A 19423-nucleotide genomic window follows, 5' to 3' on the forward strand; every position below is an offset into this window, starting at 1 on the left:
GAAGGAGATGCGGTTGCCCGAGGGCGCCACGCAACCGCGGCGGACGGACAACACGCTGGTCAAGGCGCTGGCCCGCGCGTTCCGCTGGAAGCGGATGCTGGAGTCGGGCGAGTTCGCGTCGATTTCCGAACTGGCTGAGAACGAAGGGATCGCCTTCACCTACATGGCCCGCGTCCTGCGCCTGACCCTGCTGGCGCCAGACATCGTTGAGGCGATCCTGGACGGAAGGCAGCGGCCGGAGGTGACACTGGCGCGGGTGCTGGAGCCGTTCCCGGTGGAGTGGATGAGCCAAGGCGCGGCAATCGAGCTCGACCGCGATCATTCGTAGCCGCCGCAGCGTTCTCGCAACGTAAGCCACTGCCACTCCATGGCAGTTGGCTCTGGAAGGCGGCCCCCTTGATCGCTACTCTGGCCCGAAAAATCACAATCAACCCGAAGAGCCCTCATGGCCTTCTTCGACGACATGGGGCCGAAAAGACGAAATGGCAGTTAAGAAATCAGATCTTTATTCCTCGCTCTGGGCATCATGCGACGAGCTGCGCGGCGGAATGGATGCGAGTCAATACAAAGACTACGTCCTGTTCATGCTGTTTATCAAATATGTTTCTGACAAATACGGCGACAGCGATGACTTGGAGCCGCCAATCATTATTCCAAAGGGCGCGAGCTTCAATGACATGGCCGCCCTAACGGGAAACCCGAATATTGGCGATCTGATCAACACGCAGGTGATTCAGCCGCTCGTTGATGCCAACGAGATGCTGGCGCGAACGGATTTTCCCGACTTCAACGATCCGAACAAGCTTGGCGAAGGCAATGACCGTGTTGACCGGCTGGGTCGCCTTATTTCCATCTTCTCAAGCCCGGATCTGAATTTCGCGAAGAATCGCGCGGACCACGACGATATTCTGGGCGACGCCTACGAATACCTGATGCGCCACTTCGCGACCGAAAGCGGCAAGAGCAAGGGGCAGTTCTATACCCCGTCGGAGGTCAGCCGGATCATTGCCAAGGTGATCGGCATTTCGCCTAAGAACACAGTTGCCGGAACCACCGCGTACGATCCCACATGCGGATCGGGCTCTCTGCTCCTCAAGGTCGCGGCCGAGGCAGGTAAGCGGATCACGCTCGAAGGCCAGGAAAAGGACGTGACCACCGCCGGTCTCGCCCGCATGAACATGATCCTGCACGACTTCCCGACGGCAAAGATCGTCGCGGGCAACACCCTGACAACCCCCAAATTCCTTGAGGGGGAGCGCCTGCGGACCTACGACTATGTCGTCGCCAATCCGCCGTTCTCGGATAAGGCATGGAGCACCGGCTTCAGCTATGACGACAAGGGCGCCATTACGGACAAGCATAAGCGGTTCGAATGGGGCGCGCCGCCCAAGAAGCAGGGCGATTACGCCTATCTGCTGCACATCATCCGCACCATGAAAAGCAGTGGCAAGGCCGCCTGCATCCTTCCCCATGGCGTGCTGTTCCGCGGCAATGCCGAGGCCGACCTGCGCGAGGCGCTGATCAAGTCCGGCTACCTCAAGGCGATCATCGGTCTGCCGCCGAACCTGTTCTTTGGCACCGGCATCCCCGCCTGTATCGTCGTCCTCGACAAGGAGAACGCCACCGCCCGCCGTGGCATCTTCATGATCGACGCGTCCAAGGGCTTCCGCAAGGACGGCGCCAAGAACCGCCTGCGCGAGCAGGACATCCACCGCATCGTCGACACCTTCCGCCGGGGCGAGGACGCGCCGGGCTATGCCCGGATGGTGCCCTTCGACGAGATCGCCGACCCGCGCAACGTCTTCAACCTCAACCTGGCGCGCTACATCGACACCTCGGAACCCGAGGATATCCACGACATCGACGCGCATCTGCAGGGCGGCATCCCGAAACGGGACATCGACGCACTGGAAGGCTGGTGGAAGGTCATGCCGTCGCTGCGCGGTGAACTCTTCGAAGACCTTCGGCCCGGCTACCTGTCACTGACCCGCCCGATCGCCGAGGTGAAGGCTGGCATCGAGGAGCATGAGGAATTCCGTACATTCACCACCGCAGCCGCGGGAACCTTTGCCGCTTGGCGGGGCAGGACGGATGCGGCCTGCCGGGCCTTCGCGCCCGGTGACCAGCCGAAGGAGCTGATCGAAACCACCTCGGAGGACCTGCTCGAAGCCTTCCGCAAGGTGCCGCTGGTCGACCCCTATGACGTGTACCAGCACCTGATGGACTACTGGGCCGAGGCGCTGCAGGACGACTCCTATGTCATCGCGGCCACCGGATGGGTCGCTGGCGCCAAGCCGCGCGAGATCGTCAAGCGCAAGAACAAGGACGGCAAGCTCGCCTGGCCGGAGCCGGGTGATTACGTCCTCGGGCGGCGGCGGTTCACCTCGGACCTCATTCCGGCCCGCCTAATGGTGGCGCGATTCTTTGCGGTCGAACAGGCCGAGATCGATGCGTTCGACGTCCGCATCGCGGAACTGGAACAGGACCTTGCCGAAAAGCTCGAAGAGGGCGCGGGCGAAGATGGGCTGCTGGCCGAAGTGATCGAGGGCGAAGGCGACAAGCAAAAGATCACCGTCAAAGCGCTCAAGGCCCGGCTGAAGGAAATCGGCCGCGATCCGGACATGGCCGACGAACGGAAGGCGCTTGAGGCCTACCAGAAGGTGATGACCGCGCTCGACGCCACGAAGAAGAAGCGCAAGGCGGCGGACGATGCCCTGTGGAAAAAGGTGCACGACCGCTATGGCACGCTGACCGAGGAGGAGGCCAAGACGCTGGTGGTCGCGGACAAGTGGCTCGACACCATCGAGGCCCGCGTGACCGATCAGGTCGCGCATGTGGCGCAAGCCCTTTCCACCCGGGTCAAGGGGCTGGCCGAGCGCTATGCCATGCCGCTGCCAAAGCTGGAGGAAGAGGTCGATGTGCTTGCCGCCCGCGTTGCAACCCACCTCAAGGCGATGGGGGCCGCATGGACCTGAGGCCCGGCTACAAGCAGACCGAGATTGGGCCGATCCCTGAGGACTGGGACGCCGTTCCACTTGGTTCTATCGGTGAGAGCTTGATTGGGCTGACCTATGCTCCGGCAGAGGTCCGAAATTCTGGCATTCTCGTTCTTCGGTCATCAAATATCCAGAACGACGAGCTCTCATTCGAAGACAATGTCTTCGTCAAAAAGGACGTCCCTTTCAAGATCATGGTCCGGCCTGGTGACGTACTTATCTGTGTAAGGAACGGTAGTGCTGACCTGATCGGAAAGTCGGCCCTGCTCGACGAACGCACCAACGGAATGACATTTGGTGCCTTCATGGCCGTTTACAGAAGCGAAATAGGGGTGTTGGTTAACTATCTGTTTCAGTCGAGCATCTTGAAGAGACAGATCAATGAGCACCTCGGTGCGACTATCAATCAGATTACCAACAAGAGCCTTAACTCGTTCCGAATCCCCTTGGCACGTGATCTGAGAGAGCAAAATGCGATAGCTAAGGCTCTACGTGATGTGGACGGCGCGATCAGTAGCATGACGCAGCTTCTCGCCAAGAAGCGCGATCTCCGCACCGGCACAATCCAGCAACTCGTGACGGGAAGAACCCGCCTTCTGGGCTTCTCCGAGCCATGGCAAAAGAGACCACTGGCGGAGCTTTGTGAAATGAAAAGTGGTGAAGGAATCACGAGTGCTCGGATCGACACGACGTCGCCGTTTCCATGCTACGGCGGAAACGGGTTGCGTGGGTTTGCAAAGACATACACCCATGAAGGTGATTTTGTTCTAATTGGTCGTGTGGGTGCCCTTTGTGGGAACATTCTTCGAGTTTCTGGACGCTTCTTCGCTTCGGAGCATGCTATCGTCGTAGCACCGCGCGAAACGACTGATCCGAACTTTCTTGGCATGGTTTTGTCGCGCATGAGACTTGGGCGTCTCTCTGAGTCCTCTGCGCAGCCCGTGCTTACGGTATCGAAACTGCTAAAGCTCGAAGTTTCGTATCCTCCAAGCAAAGATGAGCAAACTGCAATTGCAGGTGTCCTCTCCGACATGGACGCTGAAATCACCGCGCTCGCGGCCCGTCTCGACAAGACCCAGGCGCTCAAGCAGGGGATGATGCAGGCCTTGCTGACCGGCCGCGTGCGCCTACCGGTCAAGGGTGAGGCGCTGGATGAATTGGAGGCGGTGCATGCCTGAACGTCCCCGCAGCGAACGCGTCACGCAGGATCGCCTGGCGGCCCACATCACCACGCCCGAGGACAAGGGCGGCCTCGGCTACCGTCACCTCGGCGACTGGTCGGGCCGCCTGGGCAACCGCTGTGTCGAGCCCGACCTTCTGCGCGCCAACCTCTCCGCCCGCGGCTATTCCGATGACGAGATCAACGCCGCCCTGACGCGCCTGATGCAGGCGATCGAGGTGACCGGCACCACGCTCTATCAGGCCAACCTGCGCACCTACACGCTGCTGCGCTACGGCGTCGACGTGCAGACCTCTGTCGCCGCCCCGCACAAGACGGTGCACCTGATCGACTGGGACAACCCCGCCGCCAACGAGTTCGCCCTCGCCGAGGAGGTGACGCTGAAGGGTGGTCACGAACGGCGCCCCGATCTGGTCGTCTACCTCAACGGCCTCGCTGTCGCGGTGATCGAGCTGAAACGCTCCTCGGTCGAGATCGGTGACGGCATCCGGCAGCTGATTTCCAATCAGGACGAAATCTTCAACGCGCGGTTCTTCGCCACCGCGCAGCTTTTGCTGGCGGGCAGCGATGCGCAGGGTCTGCGCTATGGCACGGTCGGAACGCCCGAAACGCTGTTCGTCGAATGGCGAGACGAGGATCCGCCGACTGGCGATCTGGCGGCCGGTGCGCTTCTCGACCGCCCCGTTACGCAAATGCTGCGCAAGGACCGGCTGCTCGACCTGATCCGGAACTTCGTGATCTTCGACGCGGGCATCAAGAAAGTCCCCCGGCAACACCAGTTCGTCGGGGTGAAGCTGGGGCAGGAGCGGTTGGCGAAGCGCGAGGGCGGCGTCATCTGGCACACCCAGGGGTCCGGCAAGAGCATCCTGATGGTGCTGCTGGCCAAATGGATCCTTGAACGCGAGCCCGATGCCCGCGTGCTGGTCATCACCGACCGCGACGAGCTCGACAAGCAGATCGAAGGAGTGATGCGCAACGCGGGCGTCGTCGGCGCCGATGCGCCATCGCCTCGGGTGACGCGCCGCGACGAGTTCGTGAGCTGGCTGGGTGCGCCGTCGCCCCGGCTGATCTGCGCGCTGATCCACAAGTTCGACACGACGGAGCTTAAGGGGCCGCCCCCGCGTGTGACTGGCCGCTTCTACGTGTTCGTGGACGAGTGCCACCGCACCCAGGGCGGCGACATGAACAAGCAGATGAAGCGCTGGCTCGAGGGCGCGATCTTCATCGGCTTCACCGGCACCCCGTTGCTGCGGAAAGACCGCGAGACCACGCGCGAGGTCTTCGGCACCTACATCCACACCTACAAGTTCCAGGAAGCGGTCCGGGACAAGGTCGTGCTCGACCTGAAATACGAGGCGCGCGACGTGCCGCAGCGCATGACAAACCCGGTCGCAATCGACGCTTGGTTCGAGAAGAAGACCAAGAACCTCAACAACTTCCAGAAGGCAGTGCTGCGGAAACGCTGGGCCAACATGGAGGAGCTGCTCAGCGCGACAGAACGGAAACGCCGGATCGTCGCGGAGATCGTGCAGGACTTCGATCTGAAGCCGCGGCTGAGCGACGACAGGGGCACAGCAATCCTGGTGGCCTCCTCGATCCGCGACGCCTGCGAGTTCTACCGCGAGTTCCAGAGCACCCGGCTTGGGCCGCATGTGGGGATCGTCACGTCCTTCGAGCCGAACCACAATGCGATCTCGAGGGAGCCCGCCAACAGCGACGAGCGGTACAAGTACGACACCTACACGAAATTCGTGCTGAAGGGCGGCCAGAGCACGACAGCCTATGAGACCGAGGTCAAGCGGCGCTTCATCGAAGAACCCGCGAACATGAAGCTGCTGATCGTGGTGTCCAAGCTGCTCACCGGCTTCGACGCGCCGAGTTGCAGTTACATCTACCTCGACGACAAGCTGCGGGACCACACGTTGTTCCAGGCGATCTGTCGGACCAACCGGCTCGATGGCGACGACAAGGATTACGGCCACATCGTCGACTTCAAGGAGCTGTTCGGCGACGTCCAGCACGCGATCGCGGTCTACAGCTCGGATGAGCTGGATGTTGATGAAGGGAGCGGCGGAGAAAACAACGTCGAGATCAAGAATTGGCTCGAGGAAGGTAAGGCGCGCCTGGACGCGGCGCGGGAAGCGCTTCACTACCTGTGTGCGCCAGTGGCACCTCCGAGGGAGATCGAGCAGTTCTTGCGATACTTCTGTGGCGATGCCGGAGACCCGAACGCCTTGAACGAGACTGAGGCACTCAGGGTCTCATTCTACAAGACCGTCGCCTCCTTTGTCCGCGCTTATGCAGCGATTGCGCAGAATCTAGATGAAGCCGGGTATACCCCGTCTGAGCAGACGGACATCCAGCGGGAAATTGACTTCTACACCGACCTCCGCGCCGCAATAAAAAGGCACTCGGGAGAAGAACTCGACATCAAGCCGTATGAAGCGGACATGCGGCACCTGCTGAACACCTATATTCAGGCGGACCCAGCGCAGACGCTTGGTGCACTGTCGAACGTTTCGCTAACGCAAGCCATCATCGAAACCGGCATCCACGACGCCATTGCCAAACAACTCAACGAGAAGGGCAAGCTGTCAAAGAAGGCTGTCGCAGAGAGTATCATAAACAATATCCGAAAGACTATTATTCGTGATCAGCTCACGGACCCGCGGTTCTACGATGAGATGTCCAAACTCCTTGAGGATTTGATCAAACAGAGCCGCGATAGTGCGGAAGCCTACGAGGCGTTTCTGAAAAAAGCGGAAGAGCTGGTTCGAAAGCTGGCGGCGCGCGAAGCAGGTCCAGACTTGCCAGCCGGGCTCCACGGAAATCGTGAGGCTACGGTAGTGTTCAACAACCTCCAAAGTCTGCCTGCCGACAAGTTCACCTGTCCTGCCGATAAGGAACAAAGGGCGGAGCTCGCCCTTGAAATCGACCGGGCCATCCGCGAACACGCCCCTGCCGGCTGGAAGGGTGACCCAGTTCGCGAGCGGGAGGTCAAGAACGTGCTCTTCCCGCTCTTCAACCGAGATCGAGAAGCAACCCTCGCGATGTTCGAGATCATCAAGAACCAACAGGGGTATTGATGGGAGAGTCCATCGAAATTGGAGACATCACAATCAGCGTGACCCGGAAGGACGTCAAGAACGTCCACCTGTCGGTCCACCCGCCGGACGGGCGCGTCACTCTTGTAACCCCTACTTCGACGAGAATTGATGTTGCGCGCGCATATGCGATCACACGAATTGGATGGATCAGGCAGCAGCAAGAGCAGCTCTGCTCGCAGGCGAGGGAAGCCCCCCGTGAATTCGTCGGTCGCGAGACCCACTACCTTTGGGGACGGCGCCATCTCCTCCGTGTGACAGAGCTCGACGCGAAGCCTGAGGTAAGACTAGATCACCGCACGATCCATCTCCAAGTCCGCCCCGGAACTTCCCGCGACGGACGCGCCAAGGTGATTCACGCTTGGCATCTGAAGCTACTTCATAGCGCAGTCCCGCCCATCATCGACAAATGGGAAAGCCGCATCGGCGTTAAGGTCCACCGCTACTTCTTGCAGCGGATGACAACCAAGTGGGGAAGCTGCAACTCGAAGGCAGGCACCATTCGGCTGAACACTGAACTCGTGAAGAAACCGCGCGACTTGCTGGAGTATGTAATCGTTCACGAGATGGTCCATATTTCCGAGCCGACGCACAGCCCCCGGTTCTTTGCTCTGCTTTCTGAGCATTATCCGAGTTGGCCTGAAGCCCGGCGGGAGCTGAACGAACTACCCGTTCCTCAGCTTACCGGGAGCTGAGGCGACGACGGTCCCCCTGGAGCTGGCACCGGTTCGATTTATGACCCTTCTCGCGAAAGGTCCCAAGATCGAAGTGCCGAACTGCGGCCGTAAAGTATCCCTTTCTATCCATGCACTTACAGGCTTTGCACCGAAATTGCGCGGTCGAGAGGTCCGGAGAATATTGGCCCTGAGAGACGGCTTCCGGGCCACCTGGCGTCGGCACCGGTGGTCAGCCCCGCCCGCATAACCCTCGAAAACAACGAGAAAATCCGGCCGCAGCCGGATCGGGAGAACGCTTTCGCGCGGGCAAGTGGCGGAGCAGGTGGGATTCGAACCCACGGGACCATTTCTGGCCCGGCGGTTTTCAAGACCGCTGCCATCGACCGCTCGGCCACTGCTCCGCAGCCGTGCGTAAAGGGTGGCAGGGCGATTGCCAAGGGTTTCATGCGTCAGACAACGACGCCCGCACCCTCGGAGGCGGGGCCGGCGACCGCGCGGAACGCGGCAAAAAGTTCGCGGCCCATGCCCTCGCTGCTGGCTGACGGGTCGTATGCGGCGGCAGGGCGGGTTTCGAAGTCCGGGGCAAGACAGTCGATCGTGCCCCGGACCGCGTCCAGGCGCACGGGATCGCCGTCCCTCAGGCGGGCCAGCGGACCGCCCGACGATGCCTCGGGCGAGATGTGGATGGCTGCCGGAACCTTGCCCGAGGCGCCCGACATCCGGCCATCGGTCACCAGCGCGACCCGAAGCCCGCGATCCTGAAGCACGGCCAGGATCGGGGTCAGCGAATGCAGTTCCGGCATCCCGTTTGCACGCGGGCCCTGAAAGCGGACAACCACCACGGTATCCGTGGTGAATTCGCCGGCCTTGAAGGCCTCTTTGACCTGGTCCTGATCGCTGAACACGCGGGCCCTGGCCTCGATCAGGTGGCGTTCGGGGGCGACGGCGCTGACCTTGATGACCCCGCGCCCCAGGTTGCCGGCAAGCTGCTTCAGCCCGCCTGTCGGGGCAAAGGCGTTGCTGGCGGGCCGCAGGATCTTGTCGTTCAGGGTTTCGGGCGAACCGTCGGTCCAGCGGATGCGGTCGCCGTCCAGCCTGGGTTCGGCGGTATAGCCATCAAGGCCCGTGCCGTTGATCGTCTTCACGTCCGGGTGCAGCAATCCAGCCGCCAGCAACTGGCCGATCATGTAGCCAAGCCCGCCCGCCGCATGGAAGTGGTTCACATCGGCCAGACCGTTGGGATAGACGCGCGCCATCAGCGGCACGGCTTCGGAAATGTCGTGGAAATCCTCGATGTCGATCAGAATGCCCGCCGCCTTGGCCATGGCCGGGATGTGGATGACCAGGTTGGTCGATCCGCCCGTGGCCATCAGCCCGACGATGCCGTTCACGAAGGCCTTTTCGTCCAGAACCTCGGCCGCAGGCAGATAGTCGTTGCCCAGCCGCGTGATGGCGGCGGCGCGCTGAACGCCCGCCACCGTCAGGGCGTCCCGCAGGGGGGTGTTGGGGTTCACGAAGCTGGAGCCGGGCAGGTGCAGGCCCATGAACTCCATCAGCATCTGGTTGCTGTTGGCGGTGCCGTAGAAGGTGCAGGTGCCGGGGCCGTGATACGAGGCCATCTCGGCCGCCATCAGGGCGTCGCGGCCCACCTCTCCGGCGGCGAACTGCTGGCGGACGCGGGATTTTTCGTCATTGGGCAGGCCCGAGGGCATGGGACCGGCGGGCAGAAAGACGGCGGGGATATGGCCGAAGGTGGCGGCGGCCATGACCAGGCCCGGCACGATCTTGTCGCAGACGCCCAGATACAGCGCCGCGTCGAAACAGTCGTGCGACAGCCCGACCCCGGCGGCAAGCGCGATCACGTCGCGGGAAAACAGCGACAGTTCCATGCCCGCGCGGCCCTGGGTCACGCCATCGCACATGGCGGGCACGCCGCCCGCGACCTGCACGGTGGCGCCGGCCGCCGCACCGGCACGGCGGATCAGATCGGGAAAGCGTTCATAGGGCTGATGGGCCGACAGCATGTCGTTATAGGCGGTAATGACCCCGATATTCGGCTTGCGACTGAGGGCAAGGTCGTCCTTGGCCGACATGGCGGCATAGGCATGGGCCTGGTTGCCGCAGGACAGGTGGGCACGGCGCGGACCATCGGCGGCCGCGCGCGCGACCTTGGCCAGATAGGCCTCGCGCAGGGGGCGGGACCGGGTGCGAATCCGGTCGGTCACACGGTCGATGCTGGCGTGCAGGGTCATGGGCGGGCTCCTTCTGCTGGGCATCACTATAAGCCGTTAGCGATAACGCTTCAACATGGCGCGTTTGGGACGGGTTGTGCCGGTGGGGGCGGCGTGCCAGATCGGGTGCGAAAGGATTTCTGTCATGACCGACCTGCCCGTGCTGCGCCTGCGGCCCAAATCCAAACCCCAGGCCATCCGCCACGGGTTCCCCTGGGTCTTTGCAGACGAGGCCGTTCTGGACCGCCGCAGCCGTGCCCTGTCCCCAGGCAGCTTTGCCGTGCTGGAGGATTCCGAGCGCAAGCCACTGGCCCTGGTGACGATCAATCCCCAGTCCAGGATCGTGGCGCGGGTCATGGATTCCAATCCCGATGCCGTCATTGACGGCGCGTGGCTGGAAGGCAAGCTGATCCGGGCCTTGCAGATGCGGGAAAGGCTGTATGACGCGCCGTTCTATCGTCTGGTCCATGCCGAGGCCGATGGCCTGCCAGGCCTGGTCATCGACCGCTTTGGGGATACGGCGGTGTTCCAGCCGAATGCCGCCTGGGCCGACCGGCTGGCCGACCAGATCGCGGATGCTCTGATCGCCGTGACGGGCGTGGGCACGGTGGTCCTGAACGGGCAGGGCAGGGCGCGCGGCCTGGAGGGTCTGGAGGAGCGGACCGAGGTGCTGCGCGGCGATGCGCCGGCCGGACCCGTGCCGGTGCCGATGAACGGGGCAACCTATCTGGCCGACCTTCTGGGCGGACAAAAGACCGGGCTGTTCTTCGACCAGCGGCCGAACCACGCCTTTGCGCAGCGGCTGGCAAGGGATGCCGCAGTGCTGGACGTATTCAGTCATGTCGGGGGCTTTGGGCTGGCCGCGCTGGCGGCCGGGGCGGCACGGGCCACCTGTGTGGATGGCAGCGCCACCGCGCTGGAACTTGCCAAGGGCGGGGCAGGGCTGATGGGCATGGCCGACCGTCTGGAAACCATCCGCTCCGATGCCTTCAAGGCGATGGAACAGATGGCCGCCGCGGGCGGACACTTCGATCTGGTCGTGTGTGACCCGCCGGCCTTCGCCCCCTCGAAACCCGCCCTTGACGCCGGACTGCGCGCCTATGAACGCATTGCCAAATTGGCGGCTCCGCTTGTCGCGCCGGGCGGGTATCTGGTGTTGTGCAGTTGTTCCCATGCCGCCGATCTGGCGGCCTTCCGCAATGTCAGTGCGCGCGGCATCGGGCGCGGGGGGCGGCGAGGCGTGCTGATTCACACCGGGCAGGCCGGGCCCGATCACCCGACATTGCCGCAACTGGCCGAAACCGGCTATCTCAAGGCGCTGTTCTTCCGGCTTGACTGATGCACGCCCTGCTTGACGCCAATGTCCTGTTTCCAACCATCCTGCGCGAGATCCTGTGCGATCTGGCCGGGAACGGACTTTTCGTGCCGGTGTGGTCGCAACGCATTCTTGGCGAATGGCGCCATGCCGCAGCCCGGCTTGGCGGCGATCAGGACGCCATCGCCGGGGCCGAGATCGCCCTGCTGCGCGCCCGGTTTCCGGCGGCCGAGGTCGCCCATGACGGAACGCAGGCCATTGACCTGGATTTGCCCGATCCCGCTGACCGCCATGTCATCGAGGCAGCCGTCGCGGGACAGGCCGATCTGATCGTCACGGCCAACCTGCGCGACTTTCCCGGGCGGCCAATGGCGGGGCTTGGTTTGCGTATCCTGCATCCCGACGCCTTTCTGGTGGCGCTGCACGCCGACCACCCGTCCCCTGTCCGCGATGCCGTGGAGCGGGCACAAATCCGTGCGGTCGCCGCGGGGGGCAGCATGACTGTCGCACAGATGCTGCGCCGCAGCCGCCTGCCGCGCCTAGCCAAGGCCATGAGGGTTGATCGGAATTGCTGTTAACGCTAACAGACGCTATGGCGATCCTGAACCGCAAGGAGGACAGCATGGTCTCTCGGGTCATTCCGGTTGACGATTTCGATCTGGTGGTCTTCGGGGCCACGGGCGATCTGGCGCAGCGCAAGATCCTGCCGGCGCTGTTCCGCCGCTTTGTGGCGGGCCAGATCCCCGAATCGGCCCGCATCATCGGCGCGGCGCGCACCGAACAGGACGACGCAGCCTTCCGGGACGAGGCGCGGCGGGCCATTTCCGAACATGGCCGCGTGCCGCAGGACGATCCCAGACTGGCGCGGTTCCTTGAACTTCTGGCCTATACGGCGGTCGATGCCAAGGGCGATGGCGGCTGGGCCGATCTCAAGGCCCGGATGCGCGAGGGGGCCGTTCACGCCTTTTACTTCTCGGTCGCGCCGGCCTTGTTCGGAGATATCGCCGAACGGCTGGCGTCGCACGGGATCGCCGACCGGGACAGCCGGATCGTGGTGGAAAAACCCTTTGGCCGCGACCTGCAAACGGCGCGCGACCTGAACGACATGCTGGCCCGGCATTTCGGGGAACAGCAGATCTATCGCATCGACCACTATCTGGGCAAGGAAACCGTCCAGAACCTGATGGCCGTGCGCTTTGCCAACATCCTGTTCGAGCCGCTGTGGAATTCGCAATACGTCGATCACGTCCAGATCACGGTGGCGGAAACGGTGGGCGTGGCCGGGCGCGGCAGCTATTACGACAAGTCGGGCGCGATCCGCGACATGGTCCAGAACCACATGATGCAGCTTCTGTGCCTGATCGCGATGGAGCCGCCCTATCACTTCGACCCCAACGCCGTTCGGGACGAGAAGCTGAAGGTGATCCGTGCCTTGCAGCCGGTCGAACCCGACGACATCGTGCGCGGACAGTATCAGGGCGACGGCAAATCCACAGGCTATGCCGAGGATGCCGAAAATCCCGCGACGCGCACCGAAAGCTATGTCGCGATGAAGGTCTGCATTTCCAACTGGCGTTGGCAGGGCACGCCGTTTTATCTGCGCACCGGCAAGAAGCTGCGCGCCCGCACCAGCGAAATCGCCGTGGTTTTCCGCGAACCGCCCCATTCCATCTTTGACGACACCGGCGCCCCCAAGGCGAACGAGCTTGTCATCCGCCTGCAACCGAACGAAGGCATGAACCTCAAGGTCATGATCAAGGAACCGGGGCCCGGGGGGATGCGGCTGGTGCAGGTGCCGCTGGACATGTCCTTTGCCGATGCCCTGGGCCAGGACGGCAGCGACATGCCCGACGCCTATGAGCGCCTGATCATGGACGTGATCCGTGGCAACCAGACCCTGTTCATGCGCGGCGACGAGGTCGAGGCGGCCTGGGCCTGGACCGACCCCATCATCGCCGCCTGGGAGGACAGCAAGCGCCGCCCCGAACCCTATGACGCAGGGTCATCCGGCCCCGAAGAAGCGTTGCGCCTGATGCACCGAGACAACCGCCGATGGAGGGAAATCCGACCATGACCATGGACTTCAGGGAATATCCCGACCGCGAGATGCTGGCCCTGTCGCTGGCCGACCAGATCGCCTCGCAACTGGCCCAGCAGTTGCGCAGCAGCGACGAAACCAGCCTGTGCGTTCCCGGCGGCACGTCGCCCGTGCCGATCTTTGAAACGCTAAGCGGCGCCGACATCGACTGGGGTCGCGTGACCGTCTTTCTGGGCGACGAACGCTGGGTCGATGGCGAACACAAGCGGTCGAACAGCCGCCTTTTGCGCCGGCATCTGCTGCGGGATCGTGCGGCGGCGGCCCGTTATATCGATCTTTACACCGGCGCTGCCACGCCTGACGAGGCCGCGGGCCCCCTGGCCGAGGCGATCCGCCCGCATCTGCCGATCGGCGTGGTGCTGCTGGGGATGGGCAACGACATGCACACCGCCAGCCTGTTTCCCGGCGCCCCCCGGTTGGCCGAGGCCCTGGCCCCCGATGCGCCCCTTGTGCTGCCGATCCGGGCCGAGGGTGCCGACGAGCCGCGCATCACCCTGACACGCCCGGCGCTGGCCGATTCCATGCACCTGCATCTTCTCATCATGGGCCCCGAAAAGCGCGAGGCGCTTGAACGGGCACAGGCGCTGGATCCCATCGAGGCACCCGTTCGCGCATTCCTGGACAACGCAACCGTTCACTGGGCCGAATAAGACGGCCGCAAGGGGCTTTTCGCATGACCGACATCTGGAACCGTCTCGCATCCCATCGGCAGTCTCGGGGCGATACCCGCATCGCCGACCTGTTCACGGCCGACCCTGACCGGGCACGGGCGTTCTGCACCAAGGCCGATGGAATGGTGTTCGACTGGTCCAAGACCGCGATCGACGCCGGCGCCCGTGACCTGCTTCTGGAACTGGCACAGGGGGCGGATGTCGCGGGCCGCCGCGAGGCCATGTTCACGGGCAGGAAAATCAACGAAACCGAAGATCGCGCCGTTTTGCACACGGCGCTGCGCAACCTGCGGGGCAGCGTGACGGTGGATGGCCGGGACGTGATGCCCGCCGTCCGCGAAACGCATGACCGCATGGCCGATTTCGCCCGCGACGTGCGGTCGGGCGCCTTTCAGGGGCAGGGGGGCAAGATCACCGATGTCGTCAACATCGGCATCGGCGGATCGGATCTTGGCCCCTATATGGCGGTGCTGGCGATGGCGCCCTATCACGACGGGCCACGCGCCCATTTCGTCAGCAATGTCGATGGCGCCGACATCGCCGATACGCTGAAGGGGCTGGACCCGGCGACGACGCTGGTGATCGTGGCGTCAAAAACCTTCACCACCATCGAGACGATGACCAATGCCCGCACCGCGCGCGACTGGATGGGCAAGGTGGTGACCGATCCGGCCGCCCAGTTTGTCGCCCTGTCCTCGGCGGCGGATCGAACGGCAGAGTTTGGCATCGACCCGTCTCGGGTATTCGGATTCGAGGATTGGGTCGGCGGGCGCTATTCCGTCTGGGGACCGATCGGTCTGTCGCTGATGCTGGCCGTCGGCGACGAACGCTTTGACGAATTCCTGGGCGGAGCCGCGGCCATGGACGCGCATTTCCGCACCGCGCCCCTTGGGGAAAACCTGCCGGTGCTGCTGGCGCTTGTCGGCATCTGGCATCACCAGATCTGCGGCTATCCGACCCGCGCGGTGCTGCCCTATGACAACCGCCTGCTGCGGCTGCCCGCCTATCTGCAACAGCTCGAGATGGAATCGAACGGCAAGCGCGTGGCGATGGACGGCAGCGACCTGGGCGTTCCGTCCGGGCCTGTCGTCTGGGGCGAACCCGGCACCAACGGGCAGCACGCCTTTTACCAGTTGATCCACCAGGGCACGACGCCCGTTCCCTGCGAATTCATCCTGGCCGCCCAGGGGCACGAGGACGATCTGGCCCATCACCACATCCTGCTTGCCGCCAATTGCCTGGCGCAGTCCGAGGCGCTGATGCGCGGCCGCACGCTGGCGGAAGCGCGCGCCCTGATGGCCGCCAAGGGGCTGGAGGGCGCCGAACTGGACCGGCAGGCCCGCCACCGCGTGTTCCCCGGCAACCGGCCATCCACCACGCTGCTGATCGAAAAGCTGACGCCCTTTACGCTGGGCCAGATCGTCGCGCTGTATGAACACCGCGTTTTTGTCGAGGGCGTTATCCTGGGCATCAACAGTTTCGACCAGTGGGGGGTCGAACTGGGCAAGGAACTGGCGCTGAAGGTCAAACCGCTGTTGAAGGGGGAAACCGCGCCGGGCCACGACCCCTCGACCGAACATCTGGCGGCGCTGTTCCGGCAGATGCGCGCCTAGCAGCGCCTACCAGTGGGGGGGACGCTGATCGGCCAGCGGGATCTGGCCTTCGGCGCCCGCCTGCTGTTCGGCGGCAAAGCGCATCAGCATCTCGACCCGGCGGGTCAGGGTGGCGATCTCGGCGTCCTGGCGGGCGATGACCTCGTGCAGGTCGTCGGTCAGGCGGGTCAGGTGCGCCAGCGTTTCCTCGACGGCATGGATTCGCGTTTCGGTATCCTTGTCCATATCGGCCCCTTCGGTTAAGGCAGCCACGGATTTGGCCGGAAAGGCAGGACCATGGCGAAAGATCAGAAAAAACAGCCCCGTCCCCGCGCGGAAACGCCCAAGGGCTTTCGCGACTATTTCGGCGCGGACGTGACCGAACGCAAGGCGATGCTGGACCGGATCGCCGAAATCTATCACCGCCATGGCTTCGATCCCCTGGAAACCAGCGCCGTCGAGACGGTCGAGGCCCTGGGCAAGTTCCTGCCCGACGTGGACCGCCCCAACGCCGGGGTGTTCGCCTGGCAAGAGGAAGCCGTGCCCGGCGGCGGGTCGGGCGACTGGCTGGCGCTGCGATATGACCTGACGGCGCCGCTGGCGCGGGTGGCGGCGCAGTTCCGCAACGACCTGCCGTCGCCTTACCGGCGCTATGCCATGGGGCCGGTCTGGCGCAACGAAAAGCCGGGGCCGGGGCGGTTCCGGCAGTTCTATCAATGCGATGCGGATACGGTTGGCAGCGCCTCGGTCGCGGCGGATGCCGAGATCTGCGCGATGCTGGCCGATGCGCTGGAGGCCGTGGGGATCGCGCGCGGCGACTATATCGTGCGGATCAATAACCGCAAGGTTCTGAACGGCGTGCTGGAGGCCGCCGAGGTGCGCGCCGATCAGGCCGAGGACGTGCTGCGCCAGATCGACAAGTTCGACAAGGTGGGCCGGGACGGCGTGCTGGCGCTGCTGACGGTGGGGCGCAAGGACGACAGCGGTGCGGTGATCGAGGGGGTGGGGCTGACCGAGGCGCAGGCGGCGCCGGTGCTGGCCTTCCTGACCTCGAAAGGGGCGGACAACGCGGCGACCCTGGACAACCTGCGGGCGGCGGTCGGCGCGTCGGCCATCGGGGCCGAGGGTGTGGATGAGTTGGCCGAGATCGCCGGGCTTCTGGTCGCCATGGACGTGGCCGAGGATCGGGCGGTCATCGACCCGTCCGTCGTGCGCGGCCTTGGCTACTACACCGGCCCGGTGTTCGAGGCCGAACTGACCTTCGAGATCCTGGACGACAAGGGCCGCAAGCGGCAGTTCGGATCGGTTGCGGGCGGCGGGCGTTATGATGGGCTGGTCGAACGCTTCACCGGCCAGAAGGTGCCCGCGACCGGCGTGTCCATCGGCGTGGACCGGCTGCTGGCGGCGCTGCGCGCCAAGGGGCTGGCGGGGACCGAGGCGCAGGGGCCGGTGGTCGTGACGGTCATGGACCGCGACCGGATGGCGGATTATCAGACAATGGCCGCCGAACTGCGCGCGGCGGGCATCCGGGCCGAGGTCTATCTGGGCAATCCCAAGAACTTTGGCAACCAGTTGAAATACGCCGACAAGCGCGGCGGGCCGGTGGCGATCATCCAGGGCGGGGACGAGGCCGCGCGGGGCGTCGTTCAGGTCAAGGATCTGGTCCTGGGCGCGCGCATCGCCGCCGAGGCGAGCCTTGACGAATGGAAGGCCCAGCCGGCCCAGACCGAGGTGCCGCGCGCCGATCTGGTCGCGGCGGTCCGGCGCATCATCGGATGATTCCCAAGCACGACAAGCAGGCCGTCGGCCAGCGGTTCCTGACGGCCTTCCGCGAGGCGGGCGCGGTCGAGGTTGCGCCCGATATCCTGCTGCCAGCGGCCACGCTGCTGGATCTGTATGGCGAGGATATCCGCGCCCGCGCCTATACCACGACCGATCCCCTGCGGGGCGAAGTGATGCTGCGTCCCGATTTCACCGTGCCGGTGGTGCAGATGCACATGACGGAGGGCGCGGAACCGGCACGCTATTGCTATCTGGGCGAGGTGTTCCGCAAGCAGGATCCGGGCGACGAACGCCCGGTCAGCCCGCGCGACAACGAATACCTGCAAGCAGGGTTCGAGCTGTTCGCCCATGATCCGCAGGCCGATGCCGAGGTGTTCGCCCTGTTCCACCGGTTGCTGTCCCCTTACCCCCTGCGGGCGGTCATGGGCGACATGGCGCTGTTGATGGATGCGGTGCGCGCCCTGCCGCAGGCGGATGCCCGGCGCGATGCGTTGCTGCATCATGTCTGGCGGCCCGGTCGCTTTGCCCGGCTGCTGTCGCGCTTTTCCCGGCCCGCCGCGCCGCGCGACCTGCCCGACACCGCTGCCGCATGGGCCGGGTTGCGGAGCCGGGACGAAATGGACGCAAGGATCGCCCGGCTGACCGCCGATCGTGATGCAGGGCCGCTGGACCCGGTCTGGATCGCGCGGCTGGAGCGGCTGTTTGCCATTCGCGCGCCGCTGCCGGTGGCCCTGGCGGATCTGCGCGGGCTGATGGGCGAATGGCCCGACTTGGCGCCCGCGGTTCGTCGGATCGAGGTTCGGACAGGGATGTTGTCGTCTGCGAAGATCGCGCCCGAATCCGTTCTGTTCGATGCAAGCCACGGGCGGCACACGATGGAATATTACGACGGCTTCACCTTCAGCTTTGCGGCCGAAAGCCGCCCGGACTGGCCTCCGGTGGCCTCGGGCGGGCGATACGACGCGCTGACCGCCGTGCTGGGCCGGGGGGGCCGCGCCATTCCCGCCGTGGGCGGCATCATCCGCCCCGGCCTGGTCGCCGAACTGGAGGCCGCATGATCCGGCTGGGCGTGCCGTCCAAGGGGCGGCTGATGGAGCAGACCTTCGATTGGTTCGCGGCGCGGGGTGTGACGCTGTCGCGCAGCGGGTCGGACCGGGAATATGCCGGGCGGGTGGCGGGCGCGGACGGCGTGTCGCTGGTCCTGCTGTCGGCGGGCGAGATACCGCGCGAACTGGCCGCAGGGCGGATCGAACTGGGCGTGACCGGCACCGATCTGGTGCGCGAAAAGCTGGCGGGCTGGCGGTCGGACGTGGCCGAGATCGCGCCCATGGGCTTTGGCCGTGCCGACCTGATCCTGGCGGTGCCCGAGTGCTGGCGCGACTGCGTCGATCTGGACGATTTCGCCTCAATCGCCCGCGATTTCCGGGCGGCGCATGGGTTCCGCCTGCGGATCGCGACCAAGTATCATCGCCTGGTGCGCGCCTGGCTGGCGGCGCATGAGGTGGCGGATTACCAGTTGGTCGATTCGCAGGGCGCGACCGAGGGAACGGTAGCCAACCAGACGGCCGAGGCAATTGCCGACATCACCTCCTCGGGCGAGACGCTGCGGGCCAACAGCCTGAAAATTCTGGGAGCCGAGCCGATCCTGCGGTCGCAGGCGACGCTGTTCGCCAATCGGGCGTCATTGGACAAGGCGCGTCCGTTTCTGGCGCAGCTTGGGATCGCAATCTAGCCGGGGGGCTGTCCGCCCCCCGCCTCCTTCGGAGGCTCCCCCGAG

At 64.5% G+C, this 19423-nt stretch carries 15 protein-coding genes and 1 tRNA gene; 13 read left to right on the forward strand and 3 right to left on the reverse strand.

The window, feature by feature from the left end:
- The first annotated feature begins 7 nt into the window (after positions 1-7).
- The 5 genes from EYE42_RS00295 (at position 8) to EYE42_RS00315 (ending at position 7975) form a co-directional block, all read left to right on the forward strand.
- On the forward strand, positions 8-328 hold the full coding sequence (locus tag EYE42_RS00295; protein WP_425466547.1) for a hypothetical protein: 321 nt from the start codon (positions 8-10) through the stop codon (positions 326-328).
- A 154-nt stretch (positions 329-482) separates the two neighbouring features.
- A complete protein-coding gene (locus EYE42_RS00300; RefSeq protein WP_130989325.1) occupies positions 483-2975 on the forward strand; it encodes a type I restriction-modification system subunit M in 2493 nt (830 codons plus the stop codon).
- Positions 2966-4174, forward strand: coding sequence for a restriction endonuclease subunit S (locus EYE42_RS00305; RefSeq protein WP_130989326.1), 1209 nt, complete (start codon positions 2966-2968; stop codon positions 4172-4174). The genes EYE42_RS00300 and EYE42_RS00305 overlap by 10 nt, the downstream gene beginning before the upstream one ends.
- Positions 4167-7262: a type I restriction endonuclease subunit R gene (locus tag EYE42_RS00310; RefSeq protein ID WP_130989327.1), complete on the forward strand. Its 3096-nt coding sequence runs from the start codon at positions 4167-4169 to the stop codon at positions 7260-7262. Before EYE42_RS00305 ends, EYE42_RS00310 begins: the two co-directional genes overlap by 8 nt.
- A complete protein-coding gene (locus EYE42_RS00315) occupies positions 7262-7975 on the forward strand; it encodes a M48 family metallopeptidase (protein ID WP_130989328.1) in 714 nt (237 codons plus the stop codon). Before EYE42_RS00310 ends, EYE42_RS00315 begins: the two co-directional genes overlap by 1 nt.
- Before the next feature lie 293 nt (positions 7976-8268).
- Here the strand turns inward: EYE42_RS00315 and EYE42_RS00320 are convergent.
- Both EYE42_RS00320 and edd read right to left on the reverse strand, forming a co-directional pair.
- Positions 8269-8358, reverse strand: a tRNA-Ser gene (locus EYE42_RS00320).
- Positions 8359-8406: 48 nt separating this feature from the next.
- A complete protein-coding gene (gene edd, locus EYE42_RS00325; RefSeq protein WP_130989329.1) occupies positions 8407-10209 on the reverse strand; it encodes a phosphogluconate dehydratase in 1803 nt (600 codons plus the stop codon).
- Positions 10210-10333: 124 nt separating this feature from the next.
- Between edd and EYE42_RS00330 the strand changes: the two genes are divergently transcribed.
- From EYE42_RS00330 to pgi, 5 genes are read left to right on the forward strand one after another with little or no spacing between them, the layout of a single operon-like run.
- Positions 10334-11527, forward strand: a complete 1194-nt coding sequence (locus EYE42_RS00330) for an RSP_2647 family RNA methyltransferase (RefSeq protein ID WP_130989330.1) — start codon at positions 10334-10336, stop codon at positions 11525-11527.
- Positions 11527-12081 carry an RSP_2648 family PIN domain-containing protein gene (locus EYE42_RS00335; RefSeq protein ID WP_130989331.1) on the forward strand — a complete coding sequence of 185 codons (555 nt, stop codon included), beginning with the start codon at positions 11527-11529 and terminating at the stop codon, positions 12079-12081. Before EYE42_RS00330 ends, EYE42_RS00335 begins: the two co-directional genes overlap by 1 nt.
- Positions 12082-12125: 44 nt before the next feature.
- Positions 12126-13577 carry a glucose-6-phosphate dehydrogenase gene (gene zwf / locus EYE42_RS00340; protein WP_130989809.1) on the forward strand — a complete coding sequence of 484 codons (1452 nt, stop codon included), beginning with the start codon at positions 12126-12128 and terminating at the stop codon, positions 13575-13577.
- 2 nt (positions 13578-13579) lie between these two features.
- On the forward strand, positions 13580-14251 hold the full coding sequence (pgl, locus tag EYE42_RS00345) for a 6-phosphogluconolactonase (RefSeq protein WP_130989810.1): 672 nt from the start codon (positions 13580-13582) through the stop codon (positions 14249-14251).
- Between the two features lie 23 nt (positions 14252-14274).
- On the forward strand, positions 14275-15885 hold the full coding sequence (gene pgi / locus EYE42_RS00350; RefSeq protein ID WP_130989332.1) for a glucose-6-phosphate isomerase: 1611 nt from the start codon (positions 14275-14277) through the stop codon (positions 15883-15885).
- Between the two features lie 6 nt (positions 15886-15891).
- Here the strand turns inward: pgi and EYE42_RS00355 are convergent, their stop codons facing one another.
- Complete coding sequence (locus tag EYE42_RS00355) at positions 15892-16110, reverse strand: SlyX family protein (protein WP_130989333.1); 219 nt, start codon at positions 16108-16110, stop codon at positions 15892-15894.
- Positions 16111-16161: 51 nt separating this feature from the next.
- On the opposite strand from EYE42_RS00355, the gene hisS reads away from it, so the two are divergent.
- Genes hisS through hisG form a run of 3 tightly spaced genes read left to right on the forward strand, consistent with a single transcriptional unit; the run spans position 16162 to position 19378 of the window.
- A complete protein-coding gene (gene hisS / locus EYE42_RS00360) occupies positions 16162-17643 on the forward strand; it encodes a histidine--tRNA ligase (protein WP_130989334.1) in 1482 nt (493 codons plus the stop codon).
- Positions 17643-18704, forward strand: coding sequence for an ATP phosphoribosyltransferase regulatory subunit (locus EYE42_RS00365; RefSeq protein ID WP_130989811.1), 1062 nt, complete (start codon positions 17643-17645; stop codon positions 18702-18704). The genes hisS and EYE42_RS00365 overlap by 1 nt, the downstream gene beginning before the upstream one ends.
- A complete protein-coding gene (gene hisG, locus EYE42_RS00370; protein WP_130989335.1) occupies positions 18701-19378 on the forward strand; it encodes an ATP phosphoribosyltransferase in 678 nt (225 codons plus the stop codon). Before EYE42_RS00365 ends, hisG begins: the two co-directional genes overlap by 4 nt.
- Positions 19379-19423: the final 45 nt, after the last annotated feature.

It is taken from the genome of Paracoccus subflavus, from assembly GCF_004310345.1.
GTDB lineage: Bacteria > Pseudomonadota > Alphaproteobacteria > Rhodobacterales > Rhodobacteraceae > Paracoccus > Paracoccus subflavus.